The following is a 15,523-nucleotide window of genomic DNA, read 5'->3' as shown; positions in this document are numbered from 1 at the left end:
TATGACAAGTTTACCGGAACCATCGGCCATCAAGCTGGGCCTTGTTATCGACCTAGATATCTGTGTTGGTTGTCAGGCTTGTGTGGTCAATTGTAAGGAATGGAACACGTCTGGATATGGGGCGCCATTGGCCGATGCTGACGCATATGGTGCCAAGCCGACGGGCGCATGGCTAAACCGTGTTCATGCGTTTGAGGCGGGCACTGGTGCTGATGCCAAGGTTGTGCATTTTCCGAAATCATGTCTGCATTGCGAAGATGCGCCATGCGTGACTGTTTGCCCGACCGGCGCATCCTTCAAACGCAAGGAAGATGGCATTGTGCTGGTGAATGAGGATTGGTGCATTGGGTGCGGGCTGTGTGCATGGTCATGCCCATATGGTGCCCGTGAAATGGATCCGGCTGAAGGCGTGATGAAGAAATGTACGCTGTGCGTTGACCGTATTTATAACGATAATCTGCCAGCTGAAGATCAAGTGCCCGCTTGTGTGCGGACCTGTCCGACCAATGCGCGTCATTTTGGTGATCTTGGCGACCCGAATTCAGAGGTTAGCTTGCTGGTTGCTGCCCGTGGTGGGGTCGATTTGATGCCCGAACAGAATACCAAACCGGTCAATAAATATCTGCCGCCGCGCCCGCGCCGTGCCGCGAATGACACGCCGATGTCACTTTTGGCGATGGCTGATGAGGCAACCCCGTCAGGTTTCTGGAAATGGGTCGATTCAACTTTGGAAAAGCTGGGGTAAGTTAGATGCGTCCTGCATGGTCAATTATTTTCTTTACATCGATCTCTGGTCTCGGCTTTGGCCTTGCCGCTTGGGTGGTTTTAGGGTTTGTCGATCTGGCTCAGCCGCAGCATATTTTTGGTGTTGGCGGCATTGTTCTGCTGTTGATCGGGGCTGGCCTGCTAAGCTCGACATTGCATCTTGGTCACCCTGAACGCGCCTGGCGTGCGCTTAGCCAATGGCGCAGCAGCTGGCTGTCACGCGAGGGTGTTCTGGCGGTTCTGGCGATGCTAACACTGGTCGGATGGGGCTGGCATTTATTTGCGGTTGGAACGCCGCCGCTTTGGATGAATATTGCCGCGGCTGCCCTGATGGCGGTAACAGTCTATGCGACCTCGATGATCTATGCGTCACTGAAGACGGTGGCGCGTTGGCATCACCCGTTGACGCCGATCTGCTATTTGATGTTCGCGGCTGCGGGCGGCCTCTTGGCAATATTATTTCTGCTTGCTGTGCTGGGTCAGGCGAATGGCGCCGCATTTGAAATGGTGGTTCTGCTGGCGATGGCATCTGCATGGGGTGTCAAGCTGGTCTGGTGGCAGCTTGCTGGTGCCGAAGGGTCGGGCAGTACTCTGGCCTCGGCAACCGGCCTTGGCAGTCTTGGCACGGTGCGTAGCATCATGCCGCCGCATACCTCGGAAAACTATCTTCAGCATGAGATGGGCTTTGTGGTTGCGCGCAAGCACGCGGCACAATTGCGGCTGATTGCGCTTGGCCTTGGCGGCGGGGTGCCCTGCTTATTGGTCATTATTGATGCCGCATCGGTTATCGGGCTTGGCATTGCTCTTGCCGCGCATATTGCCGGTGTGTTTGTCGAGCGCTGGTTGTTTTTTGCCGAAGCAAAACATACCGTCAGCCTTTATTATGGCCAGCAGCACTAGATTCAGCAGCATTAGATCCAGCAGCAGTAGATTAAGAGGCTTTGGCTAGCTGTTGTAACCGCTGTGACTAACAGATAAAAACCGGCTTTAGTGCCGGTTTTTTTATGCGCGCGTATCATTGTTGCCGATTATGTGCCGCAACAGACCTCTTACTAAAAAGACCAATAATATGCTCACCAATAAAGGGATCGCCAATAAAGGGATCGCCGTTTATGCCTGTTTGCCTAATGCGTGCCTGATGCGTGCCTAATGCTTGTGGGCCGGTGGCCGTTTATCGGGGCATAGTAGCGCGGGTTTACTGACTTGGGCATGGGCGCTACCACGGCCGGAGTTTAGGCATAAAAAAACCGGCCCTGTCGCCAGAGCCGGTTTCATATTCTATCGCTATGCGATCACACCAAAAGCGGCGAGATCACAAGGCTGACAATAGCCATCACGTTGATCAGGATGTTCATCGCTGGGCCTGAAGTGTCTTTCAGCGGGTCGCCAACGGTATCGCCAACAACAGCTGCCTTATGGACGTCAGATCCTTTGCCGCCAAGGTTGCCCTTTTCGACATATTTCTTGGCGTTATCCCACGCACCACCGGCATTCGCCATCATCAGTGCCATCATCACACAGCAGACCAATGCACCGGCAAGCATACCGCCGAGCGCCTTTGGCCCAAGGCCGAAGCCGATGACGACAGGCGCAAGCACAGCCATTGAACCAGGCATGATCATCTTGCGAAGCGCCGCTCTGGTCGCAATGTCAACACAGCGGGCTGTGTCAGGCTTAGCGGTACCCTCAAGAAGGCCGGGGATTTCTTTGAACTGACGACGAACCTCAACGATCATGTCAAACGCCGCATCACCAACCGCAGTCATTGTCATTGCACTGACAAGGAACGGGAAGATACCACCAATGAACATACCGCACAGAACCATCGGATCGTTAATGGCAAGGACAAAGTCCGGGTTACCATTGCTGACCTTGGCGATATAGGCGCTGATCAGAGCCAGAGCCGCAAGGGCTGCGGCGCTGATGGCAAAGCCTTTACCAATGGCTGCTGTTGAGTTACCGACCTCGTCAAGCGAGTCGGTGATTTCCCGGGTTTCTTTACCCATATTCGCCATTTCCGCGATACCGCCAGCATTATCAGCAACGGGGCCATAGGCATCAATTGCCATGGTGATGCCAACCGTCGACAACATACCAACAGCTGCAAGACCAACACCGTAAAGGCCGGCCGCTTCATTCGCACAATAGATAATTGCTGCAATGGTCAATACCGGGATGGCAACTGACTGCATGCCGGTGGCCAGACCAGAAATCATAACTGTTGCTGGGCCAGTCTCACCATCCTTCGCGATTTTGCGAACGGGGGCACCGCCGGTGTAATATTCGGTGACAAGACCGACAACAATGCCGCCAATCGCACCAACCAGAACCGCAACCCAAATACCATTGGCACCGCCCATCGCGGCAATCAGGAAGTAGGCAGCGCCGATAAAGATAACGGCTGATCCGATTGTGCCAAAGCGCAATGCAACATCGGCGCTTTTGTGTGAGAACATTTTTACCGCAAAGATACCAACGAGCGAGCAGACCAAACCGAGTGACGCCAGCGCCAATGGCATGAACTGAAGCACTGCCTGATCACCACCGAGCATGGCAATATTTTCCATCGACATTGACGCTGCAAGCGCAATCGACGCAATCATCGCACCGCAATATGATTCGAAAATGTCCGAACCCATACCGGCAACGTCACCAACGTTATCACCAACGTTATCGGCGATAACAGCCGGGTTGCGAGGATCGTCTTCAGGAATACCTGCCTCAACCTTACCAACAAGGTCAGCACCCACATCGGCACTTTTGGTAAAGATACCGCCACCGACGCGGCTGAACAACGCGACTGACGAGCCGCCCATCGCAAAGCCTTCGATTGATTCGACGCCATGCGCTGTACCTCCCATAAAATGGTACAGAACACCGATGCCGAGCAAACCCATTGACGCCACGGTAAGGCCCATGATTGAGCCACCAAAAAAGGCGACGTTGAGCGCAGCTGATGCACCTCTGGTGTTCGCCGCTACAGCCGTTCTGACGTTTGCTTTAGTGGCCGAGTACATACCAATATAGCCAGCGGTTCCAGAACAGACAGCGCCCAGTGTAAAGGCGATGGCCGTGTCGATGCCGAGGCTGGCGTAAAGCGCTACGATACAAATTAAACAGAAAATTGCCAGACGCTTATATTCGCTGGCCATGAACACCATGGCGCCGAGATGAATTTCATCGGCAATTTCTTTTACCCTGCCTTCGCCAGACGGTGTTTTTAGGATGTTGGCGTAGATCAGAAAGGCAGCGATCATACCGACGGCGCCAAAGGCGATCGGCAGAAGTGCATTTGTAAGCATGAAAAGATCCTCTTGCTTGATAAAAATGTGCGCGCCGTCGGACTGCTTTGGGGCGGCGCGAAACCGCCGCGTTTATAGCGGCAATGGCGCATAGTGTAAACCATAGAATACAGGCGGTTTGTCAGGTTCAACGGTGGGTGCCTGTGGTGGGTGTCTCGGTGGGTGCTTGTGGTGTAAGGCAGATTGCGTCGCAAAACTGACCGCTATGCCTTTTCTAGGTTGGTATATTGGCTCCATACTGGTTTATTGGCTCCATACTTTTAGATTGGGCTGCGATTAGCCTTGAATTTCTCTGCATTGCGGCGTCAAATGACGAAAATATTGAAGAGAGACACCATGGGTGATTTTGAGGGCGAGTTTAACACTGCGGCCTGGCTTGCACATAATCCTGAGATCGGCAATTTACGCGCCGCTGTTTTTGACCTTAATGGGGTGCTGCGCGGCAAGCGTGTCCCGCGCAACCAGTTAAAGAAGGTTACAAAGGGCGGTGTTCGTATGCCTCTATCGACCGCCAATCTGGATATTTGGGGCCGTGATATTGCGAATAGCAAATGGGTTTTTGAAACTGGCGATTCTGACGGCGGCTGTTTTTGGACAGGCCGTGGCCCGTTGCCAATGCCATGGACTGATCAACCCACGGCTTTGGTGCCGCTTTGCCTGATGGAAAATGACGGCACCCCATTTGCTGGTGATGCCCGCAACGCGCTTGGTATGGTTTTAGATAGGTTCGCCGCACGGGATCTTTACCCGGTCGTTGGCATTGAACTGGAATTTTATCTCGCCGATCCGCAAGGCGGGTCTGATGGCGCACCAGATACGCCGGTCTCGCCGCTAACCGGTGCAAAGCCCATCCGGGATGGCGCCTTGGCGATCGATGAGGTGAATGACCATGATGCGTTGATCAATGAAATCTATGCAGCTTGCCAGTTGCAGATGATTGAAGCTGACACAACGATCAGTGAGGCGGGTCTTGGCCAGTTTGAGATTAACCTGCTGCATTCCACCGATGCCATGAAAGCTGCTGATGATGCGGCCTTTTTCAAACAGATTGCCAAGGGGGTGGCGCGGAAATACGGACTTGCCGCCAGCTTTATGGCCAAACCCTACATCGACAGGCCGGGCAATGGAATGCATTTGCATATCAGCCTGCTTGATGGCGCGGGACGCAATGTCTTTGACGATGGCGGCGAGACTGGAAGTGAGACACTTCGCCATGCCATCGCCGGCGGTTTGTCTGGTCTTGCCGATTCGATGCTGGTTTTTGCGCCGCACCAGAATTCGTATCGCCGGTTTGCGATCGAATCACACGCACCAATGAGCGTTTGCTGGGGGTATGAAAATCGAACGGCGGCAATTCGGGTGCCGCTTGGCCCGCCAAGCCAGCGCCGTATCGAACATCGTGTATCGGGTGCAGATACGAACCCATATCTGGTCTTGGCAACGATTTTGGCGGCAATGTTAACCGGTATTGAAGATCTAAAATCACCGCCAGAGCCATTGTCAACAAGTGCTTATGCGCTTGATTTGCCTGTAATCCCAACGCGTTGGGAAGCGGCGATTGACCGTTTCGCTGAAAGCCCGTTAATCGCCCGGATGTTGCCGGTAACGTTGCGTGATATGTTTGTCGATTGTAAGCGCCAAGAATTACTGCGATTTTCGGGCGATGTTTCACCGTTCGAATATCACAGTTATCTTGATCAAGTTTAACGGGCTTCTCTATAATCGCCCCGGGACAATAAAAACCCGCGATTTTTTAATTTTAAAGTAATATATGAGACGTTTTTATTCGATGAACCAGTGATTTATGTTTATCTGCGGCACCAGATCAGATGAATAATAGGTCGCAAAACAAGGAGGAACCAATGAAGAAAACTTTATTGCTGACGATGATCAGCGTTTTAGCAAGTGGCGCAGCATATGCTGACGGCAAGTTAAATATCTATAACTGGTCGGATTATATCGCCGAGGACACAATCGCCAATTTCAAGGCTGAAACCGGCATTGACGTGACTTATGATGTCTATGATTCCAACGAAGTGCTCGAAGCCAAAATGTCAGCCGGATCATCAGGTTATGATCTTGTTGTGCCAACCGCCGATTTTCTGGCGCGTGGCCGCCAGTCAGGTGTTTATGCCGACATGGATTACAGCCGCATTGCCAATGCTAAAAACCAAAACCCGCAGGTGCAGTCATTGGCGAACAAGCAGATGCAAGACGACAAGGCCGGTCTGGTTTATATGTGGGGAACAACTGGCATTGCCTATAATGAAAAGAAAATTGCCGAACGGCTTGGCGATAATGCGCCAACTGATAGCTGGAGCCTGATCCTTGATCCGGCAAACGCTGCCAAACTGGCCGATTGCGGTGTGGCGATCTTGGATGCGCCAACCGATGTGCTGCCAAACGTCATTGCCTATTTGGGCCAGCCGGGCGACACAACCGATGCCAAATTATTCGAAGATGCTGGTGCGGTGCTAAACAAGGTGCGTCCGCATTTGCGCTATATCCATTCCAGCCAGTCAATCAATGATATGGCGAATGGTGATATCTGTGCCGCGATCATGTGGTCAGGTGATGCGTTTCAGGCGGCAGCGCGCGCCGAGGAAGCCAATAATGGTCATGTGATCAATTATTACATTCCATCCGAAGGCACGAATATGTGGTTTGACATGATGGCAATCCCGGCTGATGCAAAGAATGTCGATAATGCATATCGGTTTATTGATTACATGATGCGGGCTGATGTGGCGGCAAATAACGTCAATTATGTCTGGTACGCTAGTGGTAACGAAGCTGCTGAAGCAAAGATTGACCCTGAGATTCTGTCGCATCCGGGCATCTATCCAAGCAAGGAAACACGCAAAAATCTGTTTGTCACGCCGGTCTATGACGCCGCGCTTGACCGGATTGTCAATCGGGTATGGTCACGCTTTACCAGCGGTGGCTAGGGCATAAAAACAAAAGCCTCGGCCGCCCTTTATGCCGGTTCCTCGCGAGGGGCGGCTAAAGGGCGCGCCACAGGGCTGTTTGAAAGAGGTTTGGCGGGGCCTGAATATCTGCCAAGCCTGCAGGATAGGATGCAAATGGCTCCCTTCATAAGGTTGAAATCCATTTCCAAATCTTTTGCTGATGTTGTTGCGGTGGATAATCTGTCGCTGGATATCGAAAAGGGAGAGTTGTTTTGCCTGCTTGGCGCGTCGGGCTGTGGTAAAAGCACACTCTTGCGGCTGTTAGCCGGGTTCGAGTCGCCAACGACGGGAACGATTGAAATTGACGGGCATGATATGGCCGGGGTTGCCCCTGCCGACAGGCCGGTAAATTTCATGTTTCAGAATTATGCGTTATTCCCGCATATGAGTGTGGCTGGCAATATTGGCTATGGTTTGCGCCGCGCTGGACTGCGCGGTGATGCGCTTGGCGAACGGGTCGATGCGCTGCTTAAACTGGTGCGGTTGCAAAATCTTGGCAGCCGCAAGCCGCATCAACTTTCCGGCGGCCAGCGCCAGCGCGTGGCACTGGCACGCGCTCTGGCCCGGCGTCCAAAGCTGTTATTGCTTGATGAACCGCTTGCTGCGCTGGATAAGAAACTGCGTGAAGATACCCAGTTTGAGCTGGTCGATATTCAAGAAAAACTAGGCACGACTTTCATTGTGGTGACGCATGACCAAGAAGAGGCGATGACGCTGGCTGGTCGTATCGGGATTATGGATGCAGGCCAGCTGGTTCAAGTTGATGAACCGCGCAAGCTTTACGAGCGCCCAAAAAACAGTTTTGTTGCCGATTTTCTGGGCACTATCAGCTTTGTCGACGGGGTTGTTGGGCAGCGGGATAAAACCGGAATTACGCTTGATGGCGATCTTAAAATTCGCGCGCTGACCGATCTTGACCTTGCGGTTGGCAAGGCGGTCAAACTGGCAATTCGGCCGGAAAAAATCTATCTTAGCCGAACCGCCAGCGGCGCGTCCAATGAGATTGAAGTGGTGGTTGAGGATCTTGCCTATTTGGGGTTTGCGACAAATTACCGGGTCAAGACACCGTCAGGTCAGATGTTCAAATTACAGCAGCAACAGCGCCGCAGCACCGAGGCGCCACTTAGCTGGGGCGAGACGGGCTATGTGCATTTTGACCCGCAAGACGTTATCGTGCTTGAGGATTGATCATGGTGCGGGGGCTGGTCAGATATGTTGCGCATCTTCCTGCGGTGACGGGTCGCCGTCTGGTGATTGCGCTGCCGCTGATCTGGCTAGCTGTATTCTTTTTCCTGCCGCTTGTTGAAACGCTGCAAGTTTCCTTTACCACGCCGCGCCGTGGTATTCCGCCCTATGCCCCATTATGGGGATTTGGCGATGACGGGTTTTTCACCAATTTCACCACCGGCAATTATGAGCTTTTATTGCAATATTGGTCGGATTATTTCGGTCCGGCGCTGAACAGCATAAAGCTCGCATTCTTCTCGACTCTGGTCTGTTTGGCCTTTGCCTATCCGATGGCGTGGTGGATCGCCCGCAGCACAGAAAAATGGCGGACGGTTTTGTTGGTGATGGTGATGCTGCCATTCTGGACATCCAGCCTGTTGCGGCTTTATGCGTTGATCGGATTGTTAAACCCCAATGGATTTATCAATGCAGCCGGATTATGGCTGGGGTTGATTGACGCGCCAATCCAGATGATGCAGACCGATTTTTCAATCTATATCGGGATGGTGCTGACCTATCTGCCATTGATGATCCTTCCACTTTATGCAGTGATGGTGCGCCTTGATGCAGATTTGCTTGCGGCGGCGGCCGATCTTGGTGCCTCGGGTCCAGAAATTTTCCGCACGATCATTCTGCCCCTTACCGTTCCGGGCATTGTGGCTGGCAGTCTGCTGGTATTTATTCCGGCGGTCGGCGAATTTGTGATTCCGGCGCTGCTTGGTGGGCCAGACCAATTGATGATGGGCAAGGTTCTCTGGACTGAATTTTTCCGTAATCGTGACTGGCCGGTGGCGTCGGCAATTGCGATGCTGTTGCTGGCAATCCTGACCGTGCCGATCATCTATGCCCGTTATCAAGATGGCCGCGAGACAGCCGCCGACGGGCCCGAGCAACCAGCGGAGGCCAAGTGATGGGACGGATGAACGGTCTTGTATTATCGCTTGGCGCCCTGGGATTTGGCATTTTATATCTGCCGATCATCGTGATGATTATCTATAGTTTTAACGCCGGAAAACTGGTTTCAGTCTGGTCCGGTGCGTCGCTGAAATGGTATGCTAGCTTGCTGGAGAATGATCAGCTTTTATCGGCGTTTGGGACGTCGTTGCTGATTGCGGTCTGGGCTGCGACCATTGCCACAATTTTTGGGATTTGCATTGCTGTTGCCTTTGTGCGGTTTGGCAATTTCCGGTCACGACTGGCGCTAAGCGCGATTGCGAGTGCCCCGCTGGTAATGCCGGAAATTGTAACTGGCCTGTCGATGCTGCTGTTGTTTATTTCAATGGAAAGCCTGTTTGGCTGGCCGGCAGGACGCGGTGTCGACACGATTATCATTGCCCATGCGACCTTTGGGATGTGTTTTGCCGCGGTGGTGGTTCAAGCGCGGTTGCGCGATTTTGATATGGCGATCGAAGAGGCCGCCGCCGATCTTGGTGCGCGCCAGCCGTTTATCTTTTTATCGATCACCTTGCCAGTGATCGCCCCGGCGGTTGTGGCGGCGTGGCTGCTGGCCTTCACGCTTAGTTTTGATGATCTGGTGATCGCCAGCTTTGTCAGTGGCCCGGGCAGTTCAACCTTGCCGATTTTGGTGTTTTCCAAGGTTCGACTTGGCGTTACACCGGAAATCAACGCGCTTGCCACTGTGATGATACTTGTTGTTGCGATTGCGGTCACTGGCGCAAGCTGGGTGCTACGCTGCCGGCTAGCTGCCCGCAGTCTGGATTGAGACGCCCAAGATGAGCCAAAAATGATGGGGCAAGAATGATGGGCCAAAAATGATGGGGCAAGAATGAGTAAAACCGATGGTGATGCGGCATTCCGCATGAAACAAAATGACCAGACCCTGCGTGAGATGACCTATGGGGGGGCGCTGAGTTTTGCACGGCGGCGTTACAGCCGGGATTTAGACGGGGTTGATGTTGTGGTTAGCGGCATACCCTATGATAGCGCGGTGACCTATCGTTCGGGCTGTCGGCTTGGCCCGCGTGCTATTCGCGCCGGATCGGTGCAGCTTGCTGAATTGGCGCATTTCCCCTTTGGATTTAACCCGTTTGACCATCTTTCAGTGATTGATTTTGGGGATTGTTTTCTTGATCCGCACCACCCCCATACGGTGTTTGACAGCATCACTGATCATGCTGATAGGATTATCGCGGCCGGGGCAAAGATGCTTAGCCTTGGCGGTGATCATGCCATTGCCTACCCGTTGTTGAAAGCGCATGCCAAGGCCTATGGGCCGGTGGCGCTTGTTCAGTTTGACGCGCATTGTGACACATGGCCCGATGATGGGGTGGCGTTTGATCACGGAACAATGTTTGCCAGAGCTGTTGCCGAGGGCATCATTGATGTCGATAAATCCACGCAAGTTGGCCTGCGCACCTATAATGACAGCGATCATGGTTTTGAAATTCTGACCAGCCCATGGGTGCATCGCAAAGGTATTGATGCTGCTATTGATATTGTGTGTGAACGCGCTGGCGGGGCGCCGGTCTATCTATCGTTTGATATTGATGGTCTTGATCCGGCTTTTGCGCCGGGCACGGGAACACCGGTTGCAGGCGGCCTTGCCAGCTGGCAGGGGCTTGAGTTTGTGCGCGGGCTAGAGCCACTTGATTTGATCGGTATGGATGTTGTCGAGGTGGCACCAGCCTATGATCATGCTGAGATCACCGCAATTGCTGCGGCAAATATGGCGTTTGACTGGCTGGCGGTTCTGGCAAAGAAAAAGGGCGCGACGGCAAAGCCGGTTGGGCGGCTTTAATGCGCTGATCATGCCGATGGGTGCGCCGGTTTGAGACCCAATTCGTCCAAAAATTTCGGTGATCTAGAGGCGTAGATAATCGCGCATCTTGTACCAGCTCATGCCAATGGCGAGCGCCGGTGTGCGGAAAAGCCCACCGGGAAATGGCAAGTGACGAAGCTTGCTCAAAATATTAAAGAGCCGCGATTGCCCCATGATATGTTGCGCCAGAAGAGTTCCGGCAAGTCCGGTTAACGCAACCCCGTGACCAGAAAATCCCTGCACAAAATAAACCCCGTCGCCAGCAGTACCAAAATGCGGTATCCGGTTGACCGTAATGCCAATTTTGCCCGACCATACCGCGGCTGTTTCACAGTCGGCAAGCTCGGGGAATACTTGGATCATGCGCTGACGCAGGTCGCTTTCAACATTGCCGAGATTGACGTTGGTGTAGCTGGCACGCCCACCAAAAATCATCCGCCCATCCGCGTCAATCCGGTAATAATTCAGCGCGGTATTGCAATCAGCGACAGCGGCGCGTTGGGGTAGAATATGCGCGATCAGATTGTCTGACAGCGGTGTGGTAGCAAGCACTGACGAGGTAACCGGGGCAAGGCGGCGGGTCATCTTGGCCGTGCCAACATTCTGCAAATAAGCATTACCGCATAACAGAACAAATTTTGCCTTTACCGTTTGCCCATCGGCAAGGACAAGCCTTTTGAGCGGCGTGTTCTTTGTGCCCCCACCCATTACGTCATTATGATTTGATTTTTTCACGGTCTCCAGTGACGTGACAACCGCATGTTCGAAAATGCGAACGCCGGCTTTGCTGGCAGCGCGTGCCAATCCATCAAGATATTTCAGTGGCTGGATATGTCCGCTGCCGGCATCATGCAACGCGCCGACATAGGCATTGGTGCCAATATGCGCCCTAAGCGCATCCGGGCTGTCCAGAACGGTAAAATCATCATAGCCCTCGGCCTGCCATTCCTTATGCGTTGCCAGCAAATCCTGCATCTGGCGGTTATGCAAGGCGGCATGGAGATAGCCAAACCGCAAATCACAATCAATATTATGGGCCTTAACCCGGTGGCGCAGCTGGTCAACCGCATTCATGCCCGCATCCCAAACCAGCTTTGCCTCATCGGCTGGTAATTGCCGGCTAATGTGATGAAAATCATTGGACCAGCCCTGACAGACATGACCGCCATTACGGCCCGATCCACCGCTGCCGATAACACTGGCTTCGAGAAGCACAACATCATGCCCGTTTTCGGCAAGCGTCAATGCTGCTGTCATGCCGGTAAAGCCGCCACCGATAATGGCAATTTCGCAATCAAGATTGCCGCTTGGTGTGGCAAATTCTGGCCGCGCCGGAATTGATGTTGCATAGATGGAATTGAGCTCTGTCATGGTGCCGATTTTACTTGCAGATTGCCGGTCGCGCCGGTTAGGTGTTTTTGCCAATCAGACCGATTGCGATCCTCTTGTAACAATAGTAGTCTGTGATGGTAAATATGCGCAAGTATAGTTGGGATGCCATTTAAGGCACAACCGGACAAAGAGATAAGGCCTGATCGCCATATCTGATCGCCATATCTGATCGCCATATCTGATTGCCATATCTGATTGCCGTATCTGATTGCCGGAGTTGATTGCCGGAGTTGATTGATATAGCTGAATAAGGCGATTGCCGTCGGGCGTATTTTTCCGGTTACCCTGATAAATGCGCATATTTGCTGTTTATTTGTTTTAGATATGAAACTGCTTAATATTTCGATTTGGATGGATTTACCATGCAGGATATGACGACCCAAGATTGGCGCGAGCTTGACGCCTCACATCATTTAGCGCCGTTTACCGATTATCGGGAATTGCGTGCGGCTGGAACCCGTGTCATCACCCATGCGCAGGGTCACTATATCTATGATAGTGACGGCAATAAAATTATGGATGCGATGGCTGGCTTGTGGTGTGTCAATGTTGGCTATGGGCGGCGTGAATTGGTGGATGCCGCGACATCGCAGATGACCAAGCTGCCCTATTATAATAATTTTTTCAAAACCAGTAATCAGCCGATCATTGCCTTGTCTAAGCGTTTGGTCGATCTGACACCGGATGGTCTGAACAATGTATTTTATGCAAATTCCGGATCAGAGGCGAATGATACGATTATCCGCATGGTTCGGCATTTCTGGGCGCTTGCTGGCAAGCCCGAGAAAAAGACCATTATCGCCCGCACCTACGGCTATCACGGCAGCACAATCATGTCGGCCAGCATGGGCGGTATGACGGCAATGCATGAGCAGGCGGCACAGGCACCTGACTTTACCCATATCAACCCGCCTTACGGATTTTTATATCAGGGCAATCTTGATGAGGCGGCGTTTGCCACGCAGGCGGCTAGCTGGCTTGAGGATAAAATTGCCGAGATCGGTGCCGATCATGTTGCGGCCTTTATCGCCGAGCCGATCCAAGGTGCTGGTGGTGTGATTATCCCGCCTGCCGGTTACCTAAAGCAGGTTGAGGCAATTTGCCGGAAGCATGATGTTCTGTTCATTGTCGATGAGGTGATTACCGGATTTGGGCGAACCGGTCATTGGTTTGCCAGTCACGGTATGGATTTATCGCCTGATATGATGACCCTTGCCAAGGGTTTGACGTCGGGCTATGTGCCGATGTCTGCAGTGATGGTTGGTGACAGGGTGGCTGAGCGGCTTATTGCCGATGGCGGGGAATTCTATCATGGGTTTACCTATTCGGGTCATCCGGTTGCAGCAGCGGTGGCACTGGCTAACCTTGATTTGATTGAACGCGATGGTCTGGTGGAAAAAATCCTTAATGATACTGGCCCCTATCTGGCATCTGCACTGGCCCCGCTTGCAGCGCATCCGCTGGTTGGCGAGGTGCGCAGCTTTGGCTTGTTAGGTGCGATTGAACTGGTCAAGGATAAGGCAGGCCCGGTGCTGTTTGATCCGGTTGGTGAGGTCGGGGTTATGTGCCGTGATCACGCAATCAAAGGAGGGTTGATGGTGCGGGCGGTTCGTGACGCGATGATTATGTCACCGCCATTGACCTTTGAGCGTGATGATATCGATCTGATGATCGCAAAAATATCAACCGCACTCGATCAGACCTTTGAAGATTTACAGGCGCGATAGGAAAGAAAATGGGATTCGATATGGACGCATGGCTGAAAGATCAGGGCATTACCGAAGTGGAATGTCTGGTCAGTGATATTTCGGGTATTGCTCGCGGCAAAATTCTGCCGGTAAATAAATTCATATCTGCACAGAATACCGGCGGATTACGCTTGCCGGAATATGTCTTTGGTCAGTCGGTCACTGGTGAATATTATGACAGTGAAGTGCTGGATGAAATTGGCCGTGATGTCATATTGCGGCCTGACATTTCAACCTGCCGGCTGGTGCCATGGTATGATGAGCCAACGGCGCAGATTATCCATGATGCGGTTCATCAGGATGGAACAGATGTAACGTTTTCGGCGCGGGCGGTGCTGAAATCGGTTTTGGCGCTGTTTGATAAGGCGGGATTAGAGCCGGTGATTGCCCCTGAGCTTGAGTTTTTTCTGGTCAAGCAAAGCAGTGATGCCAATGCGCCGCTGGTCACGCCAACCGGCAGGTCGGGCCGTGCTGAAAAGGCGCGTCAGGCCTATGGCATTGATGCGGTGAATGAATTTGACCCGCTGTTCGAAGAAATTTACGACCATTGCGAGCTGCAAAAGCTGGATATTGATACGCTAAGCCATGAAGCTGGCGCGGCGCAGATGGAAATCAATTTCAATCATGGCAAGGCGCTTGATCTTGCCGATCAGGCTTTTTTGTTCAAACGGACGGTCCGTCAGGCTGCGATCAACCATAATCTGCATGCGACCTTCATGGCAAAGCCAATGCAAGAACAGCCGGGCAGCGCTATGCATGTTCATGCCTCGGTTAAATCAAAGGTGACGGGGAAAAACATCTTTTCCAATGATGATGGTGACGAAAGCGATGATTTCTATCATGCGGTTGCCGGTATGCAGCGTTACCTGAGTGGGGCGATGGCGTTAATGGCGCCTTATGTGAATTCTTATCGGCGGCGGACGGGTACCGAGGATTCGCCTGCCAATCTTGCGTGGGGTATGGATAACCGGACAGTTGGATTGCGGGTGCCACTTGGTGATCCGAAGAACCGGCGGATCGAAAACCGTATTCCGGGGGCTGACGCCAATCCGTATTTGGCGATTGCTGCAACCTTGGCCGCGATCTGGCTGGGGCTGCAGGAAAAGCGTCGTCCAACCCGCCCGCGCAAAATCAGTGGTGAAGATCTGGAAACCTTGCCGCGTAATCTTGACGTGGCGCTTGATGCCTTGGAACGAGCAAAGCCCTTGCACAGCGTTCTTGGCAAGGAATTTGTCGCGTTGTTTGTTGAGGTAAAACGCGCTGAAGCCGAGGCGTTTCTTGAAGTGATCAGCCCGTGGGAGCGTGAATATCTGTTGCTGAATGTCTAGGGTGGCGGGGGTT

Annotated in this window: 12 protein-coding genes; 10 read left to right on the top strand and 2 right to left on the bottom strand. The window is 52.7% G+C overall.

The annotated features are described in order from the left end of the window. Position 1: 1 nt before the first annotated feature. Both AB8881_04990 and AB8881_04985 read left to right on the top strand, forming a co-directional pair. The gene (locus AB8881_04990; GenBank protein ID XDZ64241.1) at positions 2-745 is read left to right on the top strand and encodes a 4Fe-4S dicluster domain-containing protein; all 744 of its coding nucleotides are present in this window, start codon (positions 2-4) and stop codon (positions 743-745) included. 5 nt (positions 746-750) lie between these two features. Beyond that, positions 751-1,665: a dimethyl sulfoxide reductase anchor subunit family protein gene (locus AB8881_04985; protein XDZ64240.1), complete on the top strand. Its 915-nt coding sequence runs from the start codon at positions 751-753 to the stop codon at positions 1,663-1,665. 392 nt (positions 1,666-2,057) lie between these two features. Here the strand turns inward: AB8881_04985 and AB8881_04980 are convergent, their stop codons facing one another. After that, complete coding sequence (locus AB8881_04980) at positions 2,058-4,067, bottom strand: sodium-translocating pyrophosphatase (protein XDZ64239.1); 2,010 nt, start codon at positions 4,065-4,067, stop codon at positions 2,058-2,060. Between the two features lie 336 nt (positions 4,068-4,403). Between AB8881_04980 and AB8881_04975 the strand changes: the two genes are divergently transcribed. The 6 genes from AB8881_04975 (at position 4,404) to speB (ending at position 11,021) form a co-directional block, all read left to right on the top strand. Continuing rightward, on the top strand, positions 4,404-5,774 hold the full coding sequence (locus AB8881_04975) for a glutamine synthetase family protein (protein XDZ64238.1): 1,371 nt from the start codon (positions 4,404-4,406) through the stop codon (positions 5,772-5,774). Positions 5,775-5,929: 155 nt separating this feature from the next. Continuing rightward, the gene (locus AB8881_04970; GenBank protein XDZ64237.1) at positions 5,930-7,015 is read left to right on the top strand and encodes an extracellular solute-binding protein; all 1,086 of its coding nucleotides are present in this window, start codon (positions 5,930-5,932) and stop codon (positions 7,013-7,015) included. Positions 7,016-7,150: 135 nt separating this feature from the next. Further along, positions 7,151-8,224, top strand: a complete 1,074-nt coding sequence (locus tag AB8881_04965) for an ABC transporter ATP-binding protein (protein XDZ64236.1) — start codon at positions 7,151-7,153, stop codon at positions 8,222-8,224. Positions 8,225-8,226: 2 nt separating this feature from the next. Further along, entirely contained in the window at positions 8,227-9,174 is a 948-nt protein-coding gene (locus AB8881_04960) for an ABC transporter permease subunit (GenBank protein XDZ64235.1), read from the top strand. Then, positions 9,174-9,986 carry an ABC transporter permease subunit gene (locus AB8881_04955; protein ID XDZ64234.1) on the top strand — a complete coding sequence of 271 codons (813 nt, stop codon included), beginning with the start codon at positions 9,174-9,176 and terminating at the stop codon, positions 9,984-9,986. Before AB8881_04960 ends, AB8881_04955 begins: the two co-directional genes overlap by 1 nt. 63 nt (positions 9,987-10,049) lie before the next feature. Beyond that, positions 10,050-11,021: an agmatinase gene (gene speB / locus AB8881_04950; GenBank protein XDZ64233.1), complete on the top strand. Its 972-nt coding sequence runs from the start codon at positions 10,050-10,052 to the stop codon at positions 11,019-11,021. Between the two features lie 63 nt (positions 11,022-11,084). Here the strand turns inward: speB and AB8881_04945 are convergent, their stop codons facing one another. Beyond that, entirely contained in the window at positions 11,085-12,467 is a 1,383-nt protein-coding gene (locus tag AB8881_04945) for an NAD(P)/FAD-dependent oxidoreductase (protein ID XDZ64232.1), read from the bottom strand. A gap of 338 nt (positions 12,468-12,805) precedes the next feature. Between AB8881_04945 and AB8881_04940 the strand changes: the two genes are divergently transcribed. Both AB8881_04940 and AB8881_04935 read left to right on the top strand, forming a co-directional pair. After that, positions 12,806-14,161 (top strand): aminotransferase, encoded by a 1,356-nt coding sequence (locus tag AB8881_04940; GenBank protein XDZ64513.1) that lies wholly within the window; start codon positions 12,806-12,808, stop codon positions 14,159-14,161. Between the two features lie 8 nt (positions 14,162-14,169). Next, positions 14,170-15,510, top strand: coding sequence for a glutamine synthetase family protein (locus tag AB8881_04935; protein ID XDZ64231.1), 1,341 nt, complete (start codon positions 14,170-14,172; stop codon positions 15,508-15,510). Positions 15,511-15,523: the final 13 nt, after the last annotated feature.

Source organism: Alphaproteobacteria bacterium LSUCC0396 (assembly GCA_041228345.1).
Classification (GTDB): domain Bacteria; phylum Pseudomonadota; class Alphaproteobacteria; order Puniceispirillales; family Puniceispirillaceae; genus UBA3439.
Note: the sequence above shows the minus strand (reverse complement) of the source record. Positions and strands in the feature narration are given on the sequence as shown.

Bases quoted from the DNA above. Each gene is read 5' to 3' on its own strand.
- AB8881_04990 (XDZ64241.1), top strand. From the start codon at position 2: ATGACAAGTTTACCGGAACCATCGGCCATCAAGCTGGGCCTTGTTATC.
- AB8881_04985 (XDZ64240.1), top strand. From the start codon at position 751: ATGCGTCCTGCATGGTCAATTATTTTCTTTACATCGATCTCTGGTCTC.
- AB8881_04980 (XDZ64239.1), bottom strand. From the start codon at position 4,067: ATGCTTACAAATGCACTTCTGCCGATCGCCTTTGGCGCCGTCGGTATG.
- AB8881_04975 (XDZ64238.1), top strand. From the start codon at position 4,404: ATGGGTGATTTTGAGGGCGAGTTTAACACTGCGGCCTGGCTTGCACAT.
- AB8881_04970 (XDZ64237.1), top strand. From the start codon at position 5,930: ATGAAGAAAACTTTATTGCTGACGATGATCAGCGTTTTAGCAAGTGGC.
- AB8881_04965 (XDZ64236.1), top strand. From the start codon at position 7,151: ATGGCTCCCTTCATAAGGTTGAAATCCATTTCCAAATCTTTTGCTGAT.
- AB8881_04960 (XDZ64235.1), top strand. From the start codon at position 8,227: ATGGTGCGGGGGCTGGTCAGATATGTTGCGCATCTTCCTGCGGTGACG.
- AB8881_04955 (XDZ64234.1), top strand. From the start codon at position 9,174: ATGGGACGGATGAACGGTCTTGTATTATCGCTTGGCGCCCTGGGATTT.
- speB (XDZ64233.1), top strand. From the start codon at position 10,050: ATGAGTAAAACCGATGGTGATGCGGCATTCCGCATGAAACAAAATGAC.
- AB8881_04940 (XDZ64513.1), top strand. From the start codon at position 12,806: ATGACGACCCAAGATTGGCGCGAGCTTGACGCCTCACATCATTTAGCG.
- AB8881_04935 (XDZ64231.1), top strand. From the start codon at position 14,170: ATGGGATTCGATATGGACGCATGGCTGAAAGATCAGGGCATTACCGAA.